This window comes from Candidatus Acetatifactor stercoripullorum, assembly GCF_944382095.1.
Taxonomy (GTDB): Bacteria; Bacillota; Clostridia; order Lachnospirales; family Lachnospiraceae; genus Acetatifactor; species Acetatifactor stercoripullorum.
Genome location: NZ_CALWMU010000052.1, coordinates 1 through 16,255, shown reverse-complemented (window position 1 = coordinate 16,255; position 16,255 = coordinate 1). Strand labels below are relative to the sequence as shown.

Sequence of the window (16,255 nt, the reverse complement as noted above, 5' to 3'; positions counted from 1 at the left end):
GGAACCCGTTTTTGGTTATTACGACCGGGTTCGTGACTTTGTCAGCGAGTTTCGCAAACGCCTGTCATACATTAAAGCGGAACAGGATCACATCCCCATCCTGCACCACATAATCCTTGCCCTCCATCCGCACCAGGCCCTTTTCCCTGGCCGCAGACAAGGAGCCTTGTTCCAGCAGGTCCTCATAATTTACTACCTCAGCCTTGATAAAGCCGCGCTCAAAGTCGGAATGGATTTTGCCCGCCGCCTGGGGCGCCCTGGTTCCGGCCTTGATGGTCCACGCTCTGGTTTCATCCTCCCCAGCCGTCAGGTAGCTGATCAGGCCAAGGAGGGAATAGCTTGCCTGGATCAGCTTCTCCAATCCCGACTGCTTCAGTCCCAGCTCCTCAAGAAACATGGACTTTTCTTCCTCATCCAGCTCTGCAATCTCCTGCTCAATCTGTGCGCAGATCACAAACACCTCACTGTTTTCTCCCGCAGCAAATTCCCGCACCTTTTCCACCATTTCATTGGAAGCCCCGTCGTCAGCAAGATCCTCCTCGGCCACATTGGCCGCGTAAATCACCGGCTTATATGTAAGCAGGTTGTAGGAACGCAGCAGGGCAAGCTCATCCTCATCCTCCACAGACATGCTTTTTGCCATTCTGCCGCTCTCCAAGTGCTCTTTTATGCGCTCCAAAAGAGCAAGCTCCTTCCCAAGGGTTTTGTCCATTCTGGCCGTTTTGGATACCTTGGCATATCTGCGCTCCAAAATCTCCAAATCCGAAAAAATCAGCTCAAGATTTATGGTTTCGATGTCACGCAGAGGGTCCACGCTGCCATCCACATGAATCACATTGCTGTCCTCAAAGCAGCGCACCACATGCACAATGGCATCCACCTCTCGGATGTTGCTTAAAAACTGGTTGCCAAGCCCCTCTCCCTTGGACGCTCCCTTTACAAGACCGGCAATATCCACAAACTCTATCACTGCCGGAGTCACCTTCTTTGACTGATACATATCCCCCAGCAGCTTCAGCCGTTCATCCGGCACCGCCACCACACCCACGTTGGGGTCGATGGTGCAGAAAGGATAATTTGCTGATTCCGCTCCCGCCTTCGTCAAAGAATTAAACAGCGTGCTTTTTCCCACGTTGGGCAGACCGACGATTCCTAATTTCATATCTATCTTTACCTATCCAGAAAGCCTTGATTTTACGGGCTTTCTGCCTTTCTCTTTATTTTGTTTACACCCTTTTTACGCCCTTTTTTCTTAACTGGCAGGCGTAGCTGCTTCCAAAAGCTGAACAGCTTTTACCAGTGATTCGTCCGTAACATGAACATATCTGTCCATAGTCGTTTTAATACTTGCATGACCTAATAATTGCTGCAAGACTTTTGGCTGCATACCGCGTTCAATCGCGCGAGTGGCATAAGTATGACGTAACGCGTGCATACAGAAGCGTTTTATCCCGGCTTCATCACACAACTTGTAAAGATGTGTGTCATAGGAGCTGTTCTTTGCAGGTTCACCTGTTCGCCAGAAACCTTGCTTATGCCGATACTCTAAACTCTTGTTCATCAATCGTTAAATATTTAATATCATTCATAACTGCTGATTTAAACAGGGTTCCCATTGTGATGTAAGCCTGTCAGATAGTTGAACCTGCATAGGTTGTTTCCATTCGATTTAGAACCGCTTTACAGTGCATGGGCTTTCCGCATTCTTTGCCTTTTAGGTTTTTCCCCATGATGTACGGACTCCTTTCTCACTCAAAAAAGAGTCCAACGCAACTACAAAGTATAGCACAAAGACTCCATTTTTTCAATCGTAACCGACAAATCTTCGAGGTTGTTTCACGAACAACTCAGACCGGACTGTGCCTGAAATCATGTTCCTATGTCGGTTCTGTTAAGCTTCTTACGCAAAAAAAGCGCAAATTTCCCCTCTTCTCTTTACATTGCCTTTTTTCAGAGCTGCTCTTTATATACAGTCAATACAAACCGGTTATGCCTTGAAATACCTACCATTCTCGCAAAACAGCATTGTCAAAATGTCGATAGTATTCTTTACCCGTCCCAAAGCAAGGCGCGGGAGCAGGAGCGATAAGGCAAAACGTTTGAAAACAAAACGTGAAAAATCTGAACAGGTGTTGACTTTCACGCTGATTTTATGATATGATTTCAGCGTGAAAGTTGGTGAAATTTTTTGAAGCAAAACACGATTGAAAAACTGCTTGCAGAGAATAACGGTATTTTGAGGACGGCTGATGTTGTCGCCATCGGTATTTCCAAAGAAACCTTTTACAAATATGTAAAATCCGCTAATCTGGAAAAGGCGGCACATGGTATCTACCTCTCGCCGGATTGCTTAACCGATGAAATGTATCTGCTGCAAGCACAATTCCCCAAAGCGGTATATTCCCATGAAGCGGCGTTGTATCTGCACTACCTTGCGGAAAGGGAGCCAATTCCTTTCTCTGTTACCGTTCCGTCAAGCTATAACAGCGGCGGGCTGGTGAAAAAGGGGGTCAAGGTGTACTACGTCAAGCCGGAATGGTACGGCATGGGGATATGTGAAACCCAAACGCCGGGGGGACACGTCGTAAAGGCGTATGACATGGAGCGCACGATTTGCGATATCCTGCGCAAACGTGCGGATATGGACATAGCCGTATTGAATTATGCGATAAGGGAATATATGAAGCGCAAGGACAAGCGCATTTCCGTTTTGAGCCATTATGCCGTTGCGCTTCATATCGAAAAACAAATGCGGGAAACAATGGGGGTACTGTTCTGATGATAAAAACTTCAAGGCAGCTAAAAGACTTAATCCGAAACAAGGCAAAGGGTGACAGCGATAAATCCGGGCTTCTTATCCGCAACTATGGTATGGAGCGTTTTTTGGAGCGCGTTACCCTCTCGAAGTACAAGGATAATTTTATCTTAAAGGGCGGTATGCTCGTTGCCGCTATGGTGGGGCTGGATAACCGGGCTACAATGGACATTGATACTTCAATCCGCAATCTCCCCCTTGATATGGAACACGCAAAGAAAATTGTTGAGGAGATCGCTGCGGTAAAAATCGACGACAATATCCGCTTTGAGATCAAGGATATCTCAAACATTATGGACGAAGCGGAGTACGGCGGTGTGCGTCTTTCCCTTACCGCCTTTTTGGACACAATGAAAATCCCGCTTAAAATTGACATTTCGACGGGGGACGCAATCACGCCCGCCGAAATTACATATCGCTATAAGCTGATGTTTGAGCAGCGGTATATCTCCCTGTGGGCTTATCCCCTCGAAACGGTGCTTGCGGAAAAGATAGAAACGGTGTTGTCGCGGGGCGTATTAAACACGCGGCTGCGGGATTTTTATGATTTATATATCCTGCAGCAAACAGAACTGCAGATTAACAGGACGACGCTTGCGGCGGGTATCACATGGAAAACCGTAATGAACGCTATCCGCGCTTTATGCGATAGCTGTATTTCATAAAAGCAAAGGGGGCTATATGGGCTATCTGCCAGCGACGGGCGCATATATGATAATAGCACTTGCAATCGGCTTTATCGTTATGGTGGTGGGGCTTTTCGTCGGGCATATTATCCTGTTTGACAGTATTACCCTCGGCATTATCGCTGGCGTATGCTGCAATCTCTTTTTCACATTACATTTGCACTTTTTTATGTCGCAATTCCTTTCCCTTTTTTGGTCTCATGCCAATGGACTTTTCCACATCTTTAGAGCTCAGCCGGCAGGAAACAAGAGTAGTCAGTCTTCAAGGATATCCATGCTGCCAGCTATATCCTCCAGCAAATCCTCTAACAAATTCTCCTGATACCCAGCCCTTCTCTCTCTCCGCACACTTTCTGCAGTGGAACATAATATGGGATTCTTTAAACGGTCTAGCTTAGCCAGCCGCCTGTCGCTCAACTTTTCTTCTGAAATTGATTTATCATAATCCTCTGCATTCATCCTCCACAAATGAACTGCCTCTCCATATCGCTGCCACAATCGGTCTGCGATATCCATTCCCTCCGGATCCAGATCACCGCTATAATAGATAACCGCACCGCTTTTCGCCAAATGTGCCAATACCTGAAATGCGGCCACACGCAGCTGTCCGGAGGTACACAATATAGCTGCATTATACTTCCTCGTATTTTCTGCTAAATACAAAAACACCATCTCATTTTCAACCACATATACTTTATGGCCGTCCGCCTTTACTTTTGTAATAGATTTCAAATTCTCTGCTGTAAGCACATAAGGCTCTCTTCGATGATAAAAAGCTTCGTAGGCAGGGTGTAATCCATCTGCCGTCTCTATCTGCACCCCCAAAACATGAACCATGCTTGCAATACTATCGGATACAAGTCCCACCGCCTGCATACATTCACGCCATTCATAAGCATTTTGGGGCATAGTGAAATTTTTCCAAAAGCAGACAGCATGCGTAAGTAATTGTGCCGGCGTTGATCCTCTGTCAAAATAGTGTGGATTTCCGGAAACCTCTGCTGCAAATACCGCCAAAAGATTCTCTTCACCGTCCCTTTTTTCCAGCCAAATCAATGCCTTTCCCACATTTCGTACAAGAAGCTCTGCCTCCTTGGAATTTCGTGCAAATTCTTTGATCAGTATTTGATAACCAAACTTTTTATGACATTGCAATTCCCTTATCCATGCAGGCACAACCGATGTTTTTTCAGCGCAGCCTTCAAAGTAAGCAAAAAGTTCATTGAAAAAAACATCCTTTTCCACCTGAACCTTAGCTTTTTGCTCCTGATTCGTATACAGCGGGCTTTCAAAATAATCTTCCAAAACACACTTCATGTCAATTGGTGCAAAGCGCGTTTTCTGCAATCCCCGTTCAAATTCCTGAAAAGTAATTTTTACAGTTTCGTCCCCAAAAGCCCTCCCAACAATCCCGCCGATCGCACGTCTTTCTTCCTCTGAAGCCTTTTTCAGCGTAATGCTTCCCGCCGCTCTTCCATAGCTTTCCCATTTTTTCCGAAGCTCCTTCATACATCTGCTGTAGGCTGGGTTTCTCTTCAAATAAGCAGCACATTCTCCATTATTGCACATCTAATATCCTTTCATGCCCATTCCAAATATAACGAATCACCGTCACAATCTGCGAGTTCATTGGCCGATGAAGCTCCGCAATCCTGATTCCCTTTACCGTTTCATAGCATCCCCATAAAGATTGAGAATTCATGATATAATCAAAATCCATCTTATGTACCAGCTCAAACATACTGCTGATATTTTTGTCATCCACTCCGGCAAAGGCTTCATCCAAAGCAATCATACGCGGATGTTCTTCATAATCCGTTTTTTTATACTGAGCGTTTACTGCCGCAAAAAGCGGAACATACATTGCCATTGCCTTTTCACCGCCGCTGAACCGGTTAAAAGCAGCATTTGTAAGCGGCTTTTTGTTTTCTTCTCCCCGCCTGTAAAACATTTTAAATTCAAACCATTTGCGATAATCCAAGGCATCACGGACCAATTCCATATAATTGATCAAACCACCCTCTTCCTCCAGTTTCATTTTTTCAATTCGGATTTTACTTCTAAAATGTCCTGCAACCTTTTCAATATCTTCTACCGTCAGCAAATCACGGTCCCTTAATAATATCTGTTCTAATTCCGCCGTATCCAGCTCCACCTCATTTTCCGCGCTGCGCGGCTTCCACTCCAACGAAAAACTAAGCCCCATGGAGGTATCAAGCTCCTTCATCAGGTTTGACATATCCTTTACCCAGTTTCGGCTTTCCGCAATCCGGTCTGTAAGCTGATGGCTGATGGTTTGAGATAGAATATCTTCAAATAATTCCCGATCCTTTTGTTGAATCAAAAGCTCTGTCTCATCTATGGCAGCTTTTATAATCTGGTAAAATTCTTCCAAAAATACCCTTTTCCCATTCCACGCAGACACCACACGGACTCTCTTACGCAGAGGCTGGAATTCTGCCCCCGTGCCAGGCCATTCTCCTGCCGCTTCAAAGCATTCCTCCAGCGAGGTCCCATAATTGGCAAGACTGCCGTTATGTCTCTGATATACCTGAATCAGCGACTGCAGCATATCTCCATACTCACGGTTCTTATCGCTGTCTCTCAATAATCTGACAGCTTCTCTGGCACATTCCGCCAAGCTACGCGTTTGCCTTTCCACAACCAATTTTAATGCAAGTTCCTCTTCAAAAAATTTGCGCAGAATTGTCTCCTCTGCAATCAATTCCTGTAACCGTGCCTTTTTCTGTGGCTCCGCTTCCATCAGATTTTTCAAGATCTGATCCTTGCGTATTCTTTTTTCCCCTAGATCCTTTTCCTGTTTTTCAATGTTTTCAATTTCCTGCCGCAGCAGCTTCAGACGCTGTGCCTTCTGTGCTATCTCCGGACGGCTTAAATATTCCTCGTACTGGCCAATCCTAATATCACATTCTTTCACCTTGACATCACAAGAACGTTTTTCCTCCCAGGCCTCATCCATTATCTGCTTATCCTGCTCCAAATAATCCTGTCCTGAAATATATTTTCCTCTTTCTGTCTCCAGCTTCAAAAGCAATTCCTTACAGCTCTGCCATATATGCTGGTATTCCTCAAGGGCGCCCAGGGCTTCCTCATACTCTTTTTGGGTCCTTCCATAGGGAAAGGATTTGCATTTGGGGAGCATCGTCTGATACTGCGCCTGCTTTCTGTCCCCATATTCTTTTTCCTTCTGCTCTTTTTTTATGTACTCTGCCAAAATACGTTCTAATTCCGCTTTACAGTCTTTTTGGCGTTCAAACGACAGACTCAATTCTTCAAAATCTGGGATATTCTTATATTCATATTCCAGCTTCTCCATATCCTTCTGGGCACACGTCAGCTTCTCCTGCAGCTGCTGCATTTCCTGTCCGACATTCTCAATTTCCTTTTGCAAAGCTTCTATTCTCTGCGCCTTCTTCTTTTGTCTTGTCAAGTATCCTAGAAACTCTGCTTCTGCCTTTTTGGCTCTGCCGGCTAATATCCCTTGTATGAATTGTCCATTTTTACCAAGATAAATGCCATTTCCCGCTTCTGGATTTTCATAAATATTGCTTAAAATCTTCTGAACACTTTCTTTGATTTCCGAGGTCAGCTCCTCATTCAAAACCAGCTTGGAGAAATTCGAAGCTCCCTTCGCCGGTACATAAATCACGGTATCCAGAAACTCCGGACACAATTCTTTCATTTTTGCAAAATTCTGTTCTGACACAACCAAGGCATCCAGCAGTCCCATGCTCTCCAGCTGAGCTTCCAATTGTGCGCAGTCTGCTTCACTCAGTCCGTCTGAAAATTCTACCGTCTTATAAAATGGAACCGCAGCTATTCCTGCTTTTTCCAGGCACTGTCTGGAATATATGATACTCTCACTTCTGTCAGGCTGGATTTCCTCCCTGCTTTGTATCGCTTCCAGCTCCTGTTTTGCCGCATTCAGCTTTTCAGTGCTAACACGGATTTCCTGAAAAATCTCTTGTTTCCTTTCAAGCCATGCTGACCTTTGATTTTCGTAATCATTCCGCAGTAATGCCTGAATTTTTTCAGCATTTGCAATGTTTTGATATTCACGAACCTGATTTTCTGCTTCTTTCAGCACCGCTTTCTGCGGTTTCCAGGATTCTGAATTTTCTGCATGAGAATATAACTGTATAATCCAATTATCCTGACTTAACAGTATCTGATGCTCCGCCTCCGATAGATTTTGTTCCTTTTCCATTTTATGCCTGCGGATCAATTCCAGCTCTTCAGCGGCTTCATCATATTTACGCGATATTTCTTCGAAATCGCGAATCAGCCTGCTGCATTCTTCCACCGATTTTTTGTATAAGAACAGGCTGTTGGAAATTTCTTCCGCCCCTCTTGTCTGCTCCATTCCAACAAAGCGCAGAACCGTTTCATGCCCGTCCCACTGTAGTATTTCCTGCTGTTCCTCCAGTCCCTGCCTTTGTCTCATCAGCATATCCTGATATGCCTCCAGCATGTCCTTAACTTTTTTTAATTCCTGTTCTTTTCGATAAATTTTCTCTTTATACTCTTCAATTTTATCTGACTGCTTCTGGCCTTTTCCCTGTGCCTCTTCCTTTTCCCTTTTTGCATACTGCAATTTTTGGTCAATTTCTTCCAAGTCAGTATCTAATAAACCATTTTTTTCTGTTTCCGCCAATGTTTTCCTGTCAGAAAGCTCTTGCAGACAAATGGCTATATCCCCTAATTCCTGACTGAGTTTATTTTTCTCATTTTGCTTTTCATCATATTCCTGCTGTGCGTTTTCTACCTCTTCTTTCTTCTTCAGATAAGATTGCGCCTTTTTCGCAAGCATAAACTGATTATATCGTGTATATTCATTCCGAATAATTTTCACATCTGCCAAAGCACGATTCAGCATATCCAAACTGTCCTGAATCTCATCCATTTTCTCCATGGCGTCTACCATGGTGCGCAAATCCTCATCTGACAGAGTCTGCAGAGACTCATTCAATATGTCGTATACCCTGGTTGGTTTAAATTCCTTGGAAAGCTTCGGCGCCCGCACTTTCACAAGCAGCTTTATGAACTGCTCATACTGCTCTGCTTTCCGAAAGCCAAAGATATATTGATTGACTAATTTCTTATATTCACTTTGGCTGTCAGTAAAAAGATTATTTTCCCCCAGTTGAGCTTTCATTTCTCTTTTGTCATAAGGGATTTTCGTACTTCCCGTCTCTTTATACAGCCATAAATCATAACCAATCCTTTGACCATCCAAAATCAAAAATCCCCAGAAGTCCATAGGTTTTCCTCTTTTTGCGCGCTGTCCAATCCCTATGGTTCGGTATTCTTCCATATGTTCCTTTTTAAATTCCAGAAAAAGATAACCCGTCGCTTCCTCTTTTCCCTCTTCTCCCAGAAAATAATATTCCATTCTTCTGTCACTGGAGCCAAAGGGATCCAGGCGGCTTGGCGTACGGTCTCCATCCAGAATAAAAGGGATAAAGCTCTGTGTCGTAATTGATTTTCCTGAACCATTCTGTCCTCTCAAAAGAAGCTTTCCATCATAGAACTCAAAGCATTCTTCATCATACAGCCAAAAGTTTACAAACCCGATTCGATTCATTTGCCAGCGATTGCCCAATTTACTCTACCTCCCCAAAATCTTCAGGATAAAAGCCTGCTTGTTTTCCCACTGCAGGCAGAATTATTACCATGTCCCCACTCTGCCGGATAAGCATCCATTCTTTCATATAATTCTTCACTGTATCCACCAGTTTCCCCTCATCCATTTCACGATACTCCTTGCTCCAGCCCATACTCCATTTTTGTCTGCATAAAAGTACCAATTCAGAAAATTGCCGCTCTGTGAAAATAATCATTTCATTTTCCTGCTTTACCACTTCTCCAGCGCGGAACATTTGCTGGATGTGCGCACAGACTAACAGCACTATTTCCGGAAGCATAGCATCTCTTGGGTGAACCTTCCCATAACAATCATCCTCTTCCAACACAAAAAATGCTGCATTTTTATGGATATCCAATCTCCCGCCCAGATTTTCCTCTAAATATTTTTCAACCCACTGTCTTTGATTTTTTAGATACAGAGAATCCACATCCTCATTTCCTTCCCAATACATAGCCGGACATACAGCAAGCTGTCTATATACACGGTTGATTCTTGCAGCGCCTCTATCCTCTTGAATTTCCTCAAATCTCTGTTTTTCAAAATCCTTCCATGTTTCAAAGTCCGATATGTCCATGGGAAAACTTGTGGCAAAATACTTGGAATACCCTGTATTTTCATATAACACTTCCTGTTTCGGTTCCAATCCAAACGCTTCGCTGGCACCCTCATATACCCGAAGCATCTGCATCTTTTCCATATACTGCAAAGCACGTACCAGTGATTTTCTTTGGGAAAAAGAGGTCCAGTCAATTAGAATTTCTCCCTTTAACTTCGTCTCCACATAGTCAATCAATTCTGAAAGAAGAAACTGTTCTCCTTCCTCTTTGTCCTCTAAATACATAAGTACCACACACAAAATGCAATAATCCAGAATTTCTGAAAATTCTTGTATCCCCATAAAGCTTTCCGCATGTGCGGGTATTTTTTCCAGTTTCAGCAGATTTTCCGTATGGATCAGTTTCCAGCCCATCTGTTCCCTTATAAATCTCTGAAACGCCGGTATATCCCTCTTTACCTTATAATAATCTTCCTTGTTGTTATCCTTGCATATCCAAAATTGTTCAAACAGCGTCCGTACTTCATTCATATCATTTAAACTCCACTATATATGTCGGCATCGTCAGATCTCCATCCTCACACTTTAAAACACAGGTGCCCTCTTTCTGTATCAGCCGATATTCCTGTCCAAATTCTGTCTGCCCCTGCTTCTGTGAATTCATATTTGCCATGGTAATCCATTGCAAAAACATATTTTTTGTCATTTCTGAAATCGGTTCCTCAATCTCTGAAAATACAATTTTGTTATCTTTCACATAACGCATTACGATCTCTTTCTGTCTTTTCACACTCTGTAAATAAGCTTCCCGCTGCATCATCTTTTCTAATGATTTATCAGAAAATCCCCTTTTGTCCTTTTTCTCACGATAGTTACGGCTATGCGGTTTTATATAAAATTCCACCGGACTTTCTTCATAAATGCTATTATTGATTCCTTCCTCCTCTCTTAAGCAATTTGTCTTAAAATGCTGTATGTTCTGAATACCGAAAACATGAGCAGACAGACAATGAGCCTCCTCCATATTTTCACATTTCAGGAACATCTCCAAAAACTTCCGGTAATCATCCTTGCGGCTGATTCCCCAATTCTGCAGCTGCACAATCAATGCAGCATTCTGTATAATACTTCTGATGACATCATTTGTAATTTTTAAAACCTTACGGCTTTCACAATCCTTTCCCTGGGTATCAATAAACCATCTTTTTAAGGAATCCCATTTTCCCATGACATTTTCTCTGATATTCGGTTCAAGGTTTCCATGTGATTCCAAAAAAGCATGTGGAATATCTCGTTCGCTTTCAATCACTTTTTCCAAAACGACGCCTTCGATTACAGGCATCTGCCGCATCAGAATCTGTTCAATCCTTTTCGAATGATGCTGCAGCTCCTGTACAAAATCTGTCAAATATTTTATGAACTTGTCCTTATGTAAAACAAACTCTACGGATTTCATAAGATGCTCTGTTTTTCCCGAATAAAAATCTCTCAGATAATCCTGATAATTCTGATTCAGCCGTTTAAAATCCTCCTGCAGTAAACTCCACCACTCGTTCACCTCTTTTAAACCGGCGCCCTGCATTATTTCGGCTTCTTCCAGGCTCTTTTCCAATCGCACAAAAAAGTTTGTAGACAAATTCCCTGATTCCATAAAAATATTTTCTAACCGAACTGTCAATCGTTCTATTTCCACCGCGTATTCTGACATCGTATAACGGTATTGCTTATTTTTATAATCTGCTATGGTATAGACTCTTCCCGGATCCTGCAAGGGTGTCAGATTCTTCCATTTCACCAGCGCTTCCAGATCCATTTCCAACTGGTTCATGGTATAATCGGCAAATTCATTCTCTTCCTTCAGCAGTGTATACACATCTTCCTTATATAATTGAAAGTGCATTTTTTCATATTCACGATAGAAATAACGCATGATTTTCCGATATGTACCTGCATTAGGAACAGATAAATATGAGGTTTCATTAATTGCCTCTAAATGCTGCATATAGAATTCCCTTTCTTCCTGTGTACCTTGCAAAACCAGCAAAAGGCCGCACCCCCACGCAAGCTGGAGGGCAACGACCTCTATATTCTGCGCATACCACGTTTATCTCCCGGCATGCTGGTAATCCTTCTTTTTATTTTTTAATTCTTCATATAATAAGCAGTAATTTTCATAGCGCAGGCGGCTGATCCTGCCCGCCTCCACTGCCTTTTTGACGCCGCAGGCCGGCTCGCTTATATGGGAACAGCCCCGGAAGCGGCAGTCCTGTTCATAGAATGCAAACTCAGGGTAGTACGCTCCAAGCTCCTCCTTCTCCAGACCAAACAAACCAAGGGAGCTAAAACCCGGCGTATCCAGAATGTAGGTATTTTTCTCCACGGCGATCAGCTCCGAATGTCTGGTGGTATGCTTTCCCCGCTGTATCTTTTCACTGATGCTTCCAGTCTCCATGACCACTCCCGACTGCAGACAGTTGATCAGTGAAGATTTTCCCACGCCGCTGGGTCCGGCAACAGTAGTGGTTTTTCCAGACAAAAGCTCTTTCAGCTGCTCAATTCCCAGATTTTGCCTGGCGCTCACCATCAAAGTCCGGTAGCCGCAGGCGCCGTAAATATCCAGATAACCCCTGCCCGCTTCCTCCTCGTCGATGTCTGATTTGTTAAAGCAGACAATACAGGGTATCTCCTGCTGCTGCATCATAATCAAAAAACGATCCAGCAAATTGAAATTGGGCCTTGGCTTTACAATGGAAAAAATCACCAGGGCCTGGTCCACATTTGCCACCTCTGGGCGGATAAGCTGGCTTTTTCTGGGCAGAATTTCGCGAATGTTGCCCAAAAGCTTTTCCTGATCCAGCACGTCCAGCTCCACATTATCTCCCACCAGGGGCTTTTTCCCATCCAGCCTGAATACGCCCTTGGCCTTACATTCGTAAACGCAGTTCCCTTCCGTATGCACGTAGTAAAACCCTGCAATTCCCTTCGTTATCTTTCCCTGCATTCATACCTCATCTTTTGGTCTATTCCGCAACAAATTCTACTCTTCTGGTAAAGGATCTGCTTTCTGTGACGCCCGGCGTGCTTACCGTCTCTCCCGTTTCAGGGTCCGTAGTGGTGCCGCCCTCAGTAGTCACTGTGTACGTCATAGTAATGGTGCCTCCGGAAGAGGTCAGGCCGTAATAGTTTGCCGACTGGGGGAAGGTGGATGTGGTGGTTTCCAAAAGCACCTGTCCGTCATCCGTCTCCAGCCTGATGGTTACCTCTGTTCCTGCCACATAGTCCGGAGCCTCCTCTACCGTAGGCGCGGTGATACTCATATTGCATTTGTAGGTGACTGGCTCTGCCCCCTGGCTCACTTTGATATCAAGAGAGGTTCCCGGGTCCACATAAGAGCCGTGGGAATAGCTCTGATAACAGATATGCCCTTCCTGCACCTCAGCGTTGTACACATAGCTTACACTGCCAATCTCAAGTCCTGCCTCAATGGCTTCAAAGGTGCCGTCCTCCTCAGAAAGACCAATCAGATTGGGCACTCTCACCTTTGTCTCCTCCTTGCCCAGGCTCACCGTAACAGTGATAACGCTTCCCCTTGGCGCCTTGCTGCCGTTTGCAGGATTCTGGGAAATCACAATTCCTGCCTCAATGGTATCGGAATAGCTTTCCGTCTTGTTCACTAAAAATCCCAGACCGATCAGCTCACTGTTTGCCTCGTCAAAGGTTTTGCCCGTCACCCCGGGCACCTCAACGCCCTCTGAGCCTGCGCTTACAGTCAGCGTCACCGTGCTTCCTGCCTCCAGCGAGGCCCCCACACTTACATCCGCGCTGATGACAACACCTTCATCATAAGTGTCGGACTCCTGATATTCCACCTGGGGATTCAATCCAAGCTCCGTCAGGCTGTTCCTGGCATCCTCCACATTCATTCCCCGCACATCAGGCATCTGCACATAGGCGGCGGAGGTCTGGGTCTCCTCCGTGGTGATAATAGGGCTCTGCCTGTTTTCATCCTGCATACCGCCGAAAATCCTCACAGCAAGAAAGATGATTACAGCGCAGATAACCACTCCCACAATCACTGCCAGAGCGGTAGTCACCTTTTCCATCCTGGGATTATAGTCGTATTCGTCCTCTTCCTCCTCTTCCTCGTCATAGTCAGGATCCGCCTCCGTGCGCAGCCGCATGGAATCCTGCCGCTTAAGATGCTCCTCATTTTCCTGATATACGGAGCGCCGTTTAATCTGCGCCATATCGTTATCCGAAATCATGCGGGTGCGGGCCGACTCATCCATGTCCCGCATCACCACGAAATCCTCATCAGGGCTGATCAAGGACTGCTTCAGATCCGCAATCAGCTCCTGCATATTTTGATATCTTCTGTCCGGAGATTTCTGGCAGCATTTTAACACAATGCTTTCCACACTGGCAGGAATCTCCGGTACAAACTCCTTGGGGGAGGGCATTTCCTCCTGGATATGTTTAATGGCAATAGCCACCGTGGTCTCCCCGTTAAAGGGAACCCGGCCTGTGAGCATCTCAAACATAGTGATTCCAAGAGAATAAATGTCGCTCTTTTCATCACTGTAGCCGCCCCTTGCCTGTTCCGGTGAGGTATAGTGTACGGAGCCCATAACATTGGAGGTTATGGTATTGCTGGTAGCCGCCTTGGCAATCCCAAAGTCCGTCACCTTTACCTTGCCGTCCTTTGATATGATAATATTCTGGGGTTTGATGTCTCTGTGAATAATATGATTGTTGTGAGCGGCCTCTATGCCCATGCTCACCTGAATTGCGATGCTGACTGCCTCCTTGTAGGACAGGCGGGCCTTCTTCTCAATATATTTTTTGAGAGTAATCCCCTCCACAAGCTCCATCACGATATAATAGATGCCGTTTTCCTCTCCCACATCATAGACATTCACAATATTGGGGTGCATCAGACCTGCCGCAGCCTGTGCTTCAATGCGGAATTTTGATACAAAGTTGGCATTTTCGCTGAATTCCTGCTTTAATACCTTCACTGCCACATAGCGGTTCAGCTTATGGCATTTCGCTTTATATACATCTGACATACCGCCAGTTCCGATTTTTTCCAATATCTCATAGCGGTCGCCAATCATCATTCCAATCTTGATCATACTTCCTCTCCAATCTCATTCCATGTCCGCCCACAGTAAGCGGCATTCTCTCAGGGATCGATCAATATCACACTGATATTGTCCCTTCCTCCCCTGGCATTGGCCGCCTTCACAAGCTCCCTGGCCATTTCTGCAATATCCCGTCCTCCGCTTATGATCTGTCTGATTTCTTCATCCTCCAGCATGTTGGTCAGGCCGTCCGAGCACAGTAAAACAAGATCGCCCTTTTTAATTTCTTCCGAAAAAAAGTCCGGCTCCACAGTATCCGCCGCCCCTACCGCTCTGGTAATAATATTCTTATCAGGATGGTTCCTTGCCTGCTCTCTGGGAATTCCTCCCATGCGCACCATCTCCTCTACAAGAGAATGGTCTCTGGTGATCTGACGAATGGTTTCATTCACAATGTAAAGCCTGCTGTCCCCCACGTTGGCTGCCTCCAGGCGTCCGTCTGCGCAAAAGGCCGCCACCACTGTGGTGCCCATACCCTCAAGCTCCGGTCGCTCACAAGCTTTCTTTCGTATCATGCTGTTGGCCTCTTCAATGGCGTTCTCCAAAGCACGGACCGGTTTTTCCTGTGATGATTCCCTGATCTTGCGAACCATAGTCTCCACCGTAGTTTTAGATGCGAAATCCCCCGCATTATGTCCTCCCATGCCGTCCGCCACAATAAACAAATTTGGCAGACTGCCCAGAGGATATTCCGAGGTATACACACAATCCTGATTCATTTTTCTCTTCCTGCCGATATCAGTGATGGAAAACGCTTTTGGCACGTCAATGTTCCTCCCCATTTTCCCTTCTAAAATAGTAATATTTGGAAGCCGTTTTTTTCTTGATACTCGCCTATTGTAGCACAACCTGGAAAAAAGGACAAGTTTTAACCACTTGCCCCCATTTACTTTCCTTATATATTATGTCGGTATACTTTCAGAATAAACGCAGGCGGTATAAAAATCTATTGACTGGCTTTGGTTTTACCTCCTATGGAGCTTCCCTTTCACCCCTCCTGATACCTGCGGCGAAGCTGGCCGCAGGCGCCGTCAATGTCTCTGCCCATTTCCCTTCGAACCGTGACATTCACTTTATTTTTTTCAAGGATATTTTTAAATGCCTCCACACTGGCCCTATCCGACTGCACATATTTTCTCTCCTTTATAGGATTGACCGGAATCAGATTCACATGGCAGCACAAGGGCTTTGCCAGGAGAGCCAGCATGCGGGCGTCCTCTTTGCTGTCGTTTTCGCCCCGCACCAGACTGTACTCAAAGGTAATCCTTCGTCCCGTTTTTTCAAAATAATAGCTGCAGGCCTCCATCAGCTCCTGTATGGAATGCTGACTTGCCACAGGCATCAGGCTGCGCCTTTTTTCGTCCGTGGCCGCGTGCAGGGGAAGGG

At 45.1% G+C, this 16,255-nt stretch carries 11 protein-coding genes and 1 pseudogene; 2 read left to right on the top strand and 10 right to left on the bottom strand.

From position 1 onward, the window contains the following. Window positions 1–64 precede the first annotated feature (64 nt). Both ychF and SHK35_RS12835 read right to left on the bottom strand, forming a co-directional pair. The gene (gene ychF / locus SHK35_RS12840) at window positions 65–1,162 is read right to left on the bottom strand and encodes a redox-regulated ATPase YchF (protein WP_318710080.1); all 1,098 of its coding nucleotides are present in this window, start codon (window positions 1,160–1,162) and stop codon (window positions 65–67) included. A gap of 90 nt (window positions 1,163–1,252) precedes the next feature. Continuing rightward, window positions 1,253–1,561: a tyrosine-type recombinase/integrase gene (locus SHK35_RS12835; RefSeq protein ID WP_318710079.1), complete on the bottom strand. Its 309-nt coding sequence runs from the start codon at window positions 1,559–1,561 to the stop codon at window positions 1,253–1,255. Window positions 1,562–2,188: 627 nt separating this feature from the next. Between SHK35_RS12835 and SHK35_RS12830 the strand changes: the two genes are divergently transcribed. Together SHK35_RS12830 and SHK35_RS12825 are read left to right on the top strand one after the other, a co-directional pair. After that, window positions 2,189–2,779 (top strand): type IV toxin-antitoxin system AbiEi family antitoxin domain-containing protein, encoded by a 591-nt coding sequence (locus SHK35_RS12830; protein ID WP_318710078.1) that lies wholly within the window; start codon window positions 2,189–2,191, stop codon window positions 2,777–2,779. After that, window positions 2,779–3,480, top strand: coding sequence for a nucleotidyl transferase AbiEii/AbiGii toxin family protein (locus SHK35_RS12825; protein WP_318710077.1), 702 nt, complete (start codon window positions 2,779–2,781; stop codon window positions 3,478–3,480). The genes SHK35_RS12830 and SHK35_RS12825 overlap by 1 nt, the downstream gene beginning before the upstream one ends. A 276-nt stretch (window positions 3,481–3,756) precedes the next feature. On the opposite strand, the gene SHK35_RS12820 is transcribed toward SHK35_RS12825, so the two are convergent. The 8 genes and pseudogenes from SHK35_RS12820 to SHK35_RS12785 form a co-directional block, all read right to left on the bottom strand. Continuing rightward, entirely contained in the window at window positions 3,757–5,040 is a 1,284-nt protein-coding gene (locus tag SHK35_RS12820; RefSeq protein ID WP_318710076.1) for a TIGR02679 family protein, read from the bottom strand. Between the two features lie 19 nt (window positions 5,041–5,059). Then, window positions 5,060–9,124, bottom strand: coding sequence for a TIGR02680 family protein (locus SHK35_RS12815; RefSeq protein ID WP_318702604.1), 4,065 nt, complete (start codon window positions 9,122–9,124; stop codon window positions 5,060–5,062). A 1-nt stretch (window position 9,125) separates the two neighbouring features. Beyond that, window positions 9,126–10,256: a TIGR02678 family protein gene (locus SHK35_RS12810; protein ID WP_318710075.1), complete on the bottom strand. Its 1,131-nt coding sequence runs from the start codon at window positions 10,254–10,256 to the stop codon at window positions 9,126–9,128. A 1-nt stretch (window position 10,257) separates the two neighbouring features. Further along, entirely contained in the window at window positions 10,258–11,727 is a 1,470-nt protein-coding gene (locus tag SHK35_RS12805; RefSeq protein ID WP_318710074.1) for a TIGR02677 family protein, read from the bottom strand. Window positions 11,728–11,829: 102 nt separating this feature from the next. Next, entirely contained in the window at window positions 11,830–12,726 is an 897-nt protein-coding gene (gene rsgA / locus SHK35_RS12800) for a ribosome small subunit-dependent GTPase A (RefSeq protein ID WP_318710072.1), read from the bottom strand. 19 nt (window positions 12,727–12,745) lie between these two features. Next, complete coding sequence (gene pknB / locus SHK35_RS12795) at window positions 12,746–14,860, bottom strand: Stk1 family PASTA domain-containing Ser/Thr kinase (RefSeq protein ID WP_318702609.1); 2,115 nt, start codon at window positions 14,858–14,860, stop codon at window positions 12,746–12,748. A 50-nt stretch (window positions 14,861–14,910) separates the two neighbouring features. Next, entirely contained in the window at window positions 14,911–15,651 is a 741-nt protein-coding gene (locus SHK35_RS12790) for a Stp1/IreP family PP2C-type Ser/Thr phosphatase (RefSeq protein WP_318702611.1), read from the bottom strand. A gap of 206 nt (window positions 15,652–15,857) precedes the next feature. Continuing rightward, window positions 15,858–16,255, bottom strand: a pseudogene (locus SHK35_RS12785) (23S rRNA (adenine(2503)-C(2))-methyltransferase RlmN); the annotation flags it as partial.

Coding starts and splice junctions, on each gene's coding strand:
- ychF (WP_318710080.1), bottom strand. CDS start 1,162: ATGAAATTAGGAATCGTCGGTCTGCCCAACGTGGGAAAAAGCACGCTG.
- SHK35_RS12835 (WP_318710079.1), bottom strand. CDS start 1,561: ATGAACAAGAGTTTAGAGTATCGGCATAAGCAAGGTTTCTGGCGAACA.
- SHK35_RS12825 (WP_318710077.1), top strand. CDS start 2,779: ATGATAAAAACTTCAAGGCAGCTAAAAGACTTAATCCGAAACAAGGCA.
- SHK35_RS12810 (WP_318710075.1), bottom strand. CDS start 10,256: ATGAATGAAGTACGGACGCTGTTTGAACAATTTTGGATATGCAAGGAT.
- SHK35_RS12805 (WP_318710074.1), bottom strand. CDS start 11,727: ATGCAGCATTTAGAGGCAATTAATGAAACCTCATATTTATCTGTTCCT.
- rsgA (WP_318710072.1), bottom strand. CDS start 12,726: ATGCAGGGAAAGATAACGAAGGGAATTGCAGGGTTTTACTACGTGCAT.
- pknB (WP_318702609.1), bottom strand. CDS start 14,860: ATGATCAAGATTGGAATGATGATTGGCGACCGCTATGAGATATTGGAA.
- SHK35_RS12790 (WP_318702611.1), bottom strand. CDS start 15,651: ATGGGGAGGAACATTGACGTGCCAAAAGCGTTTTCCATCACTGATATC.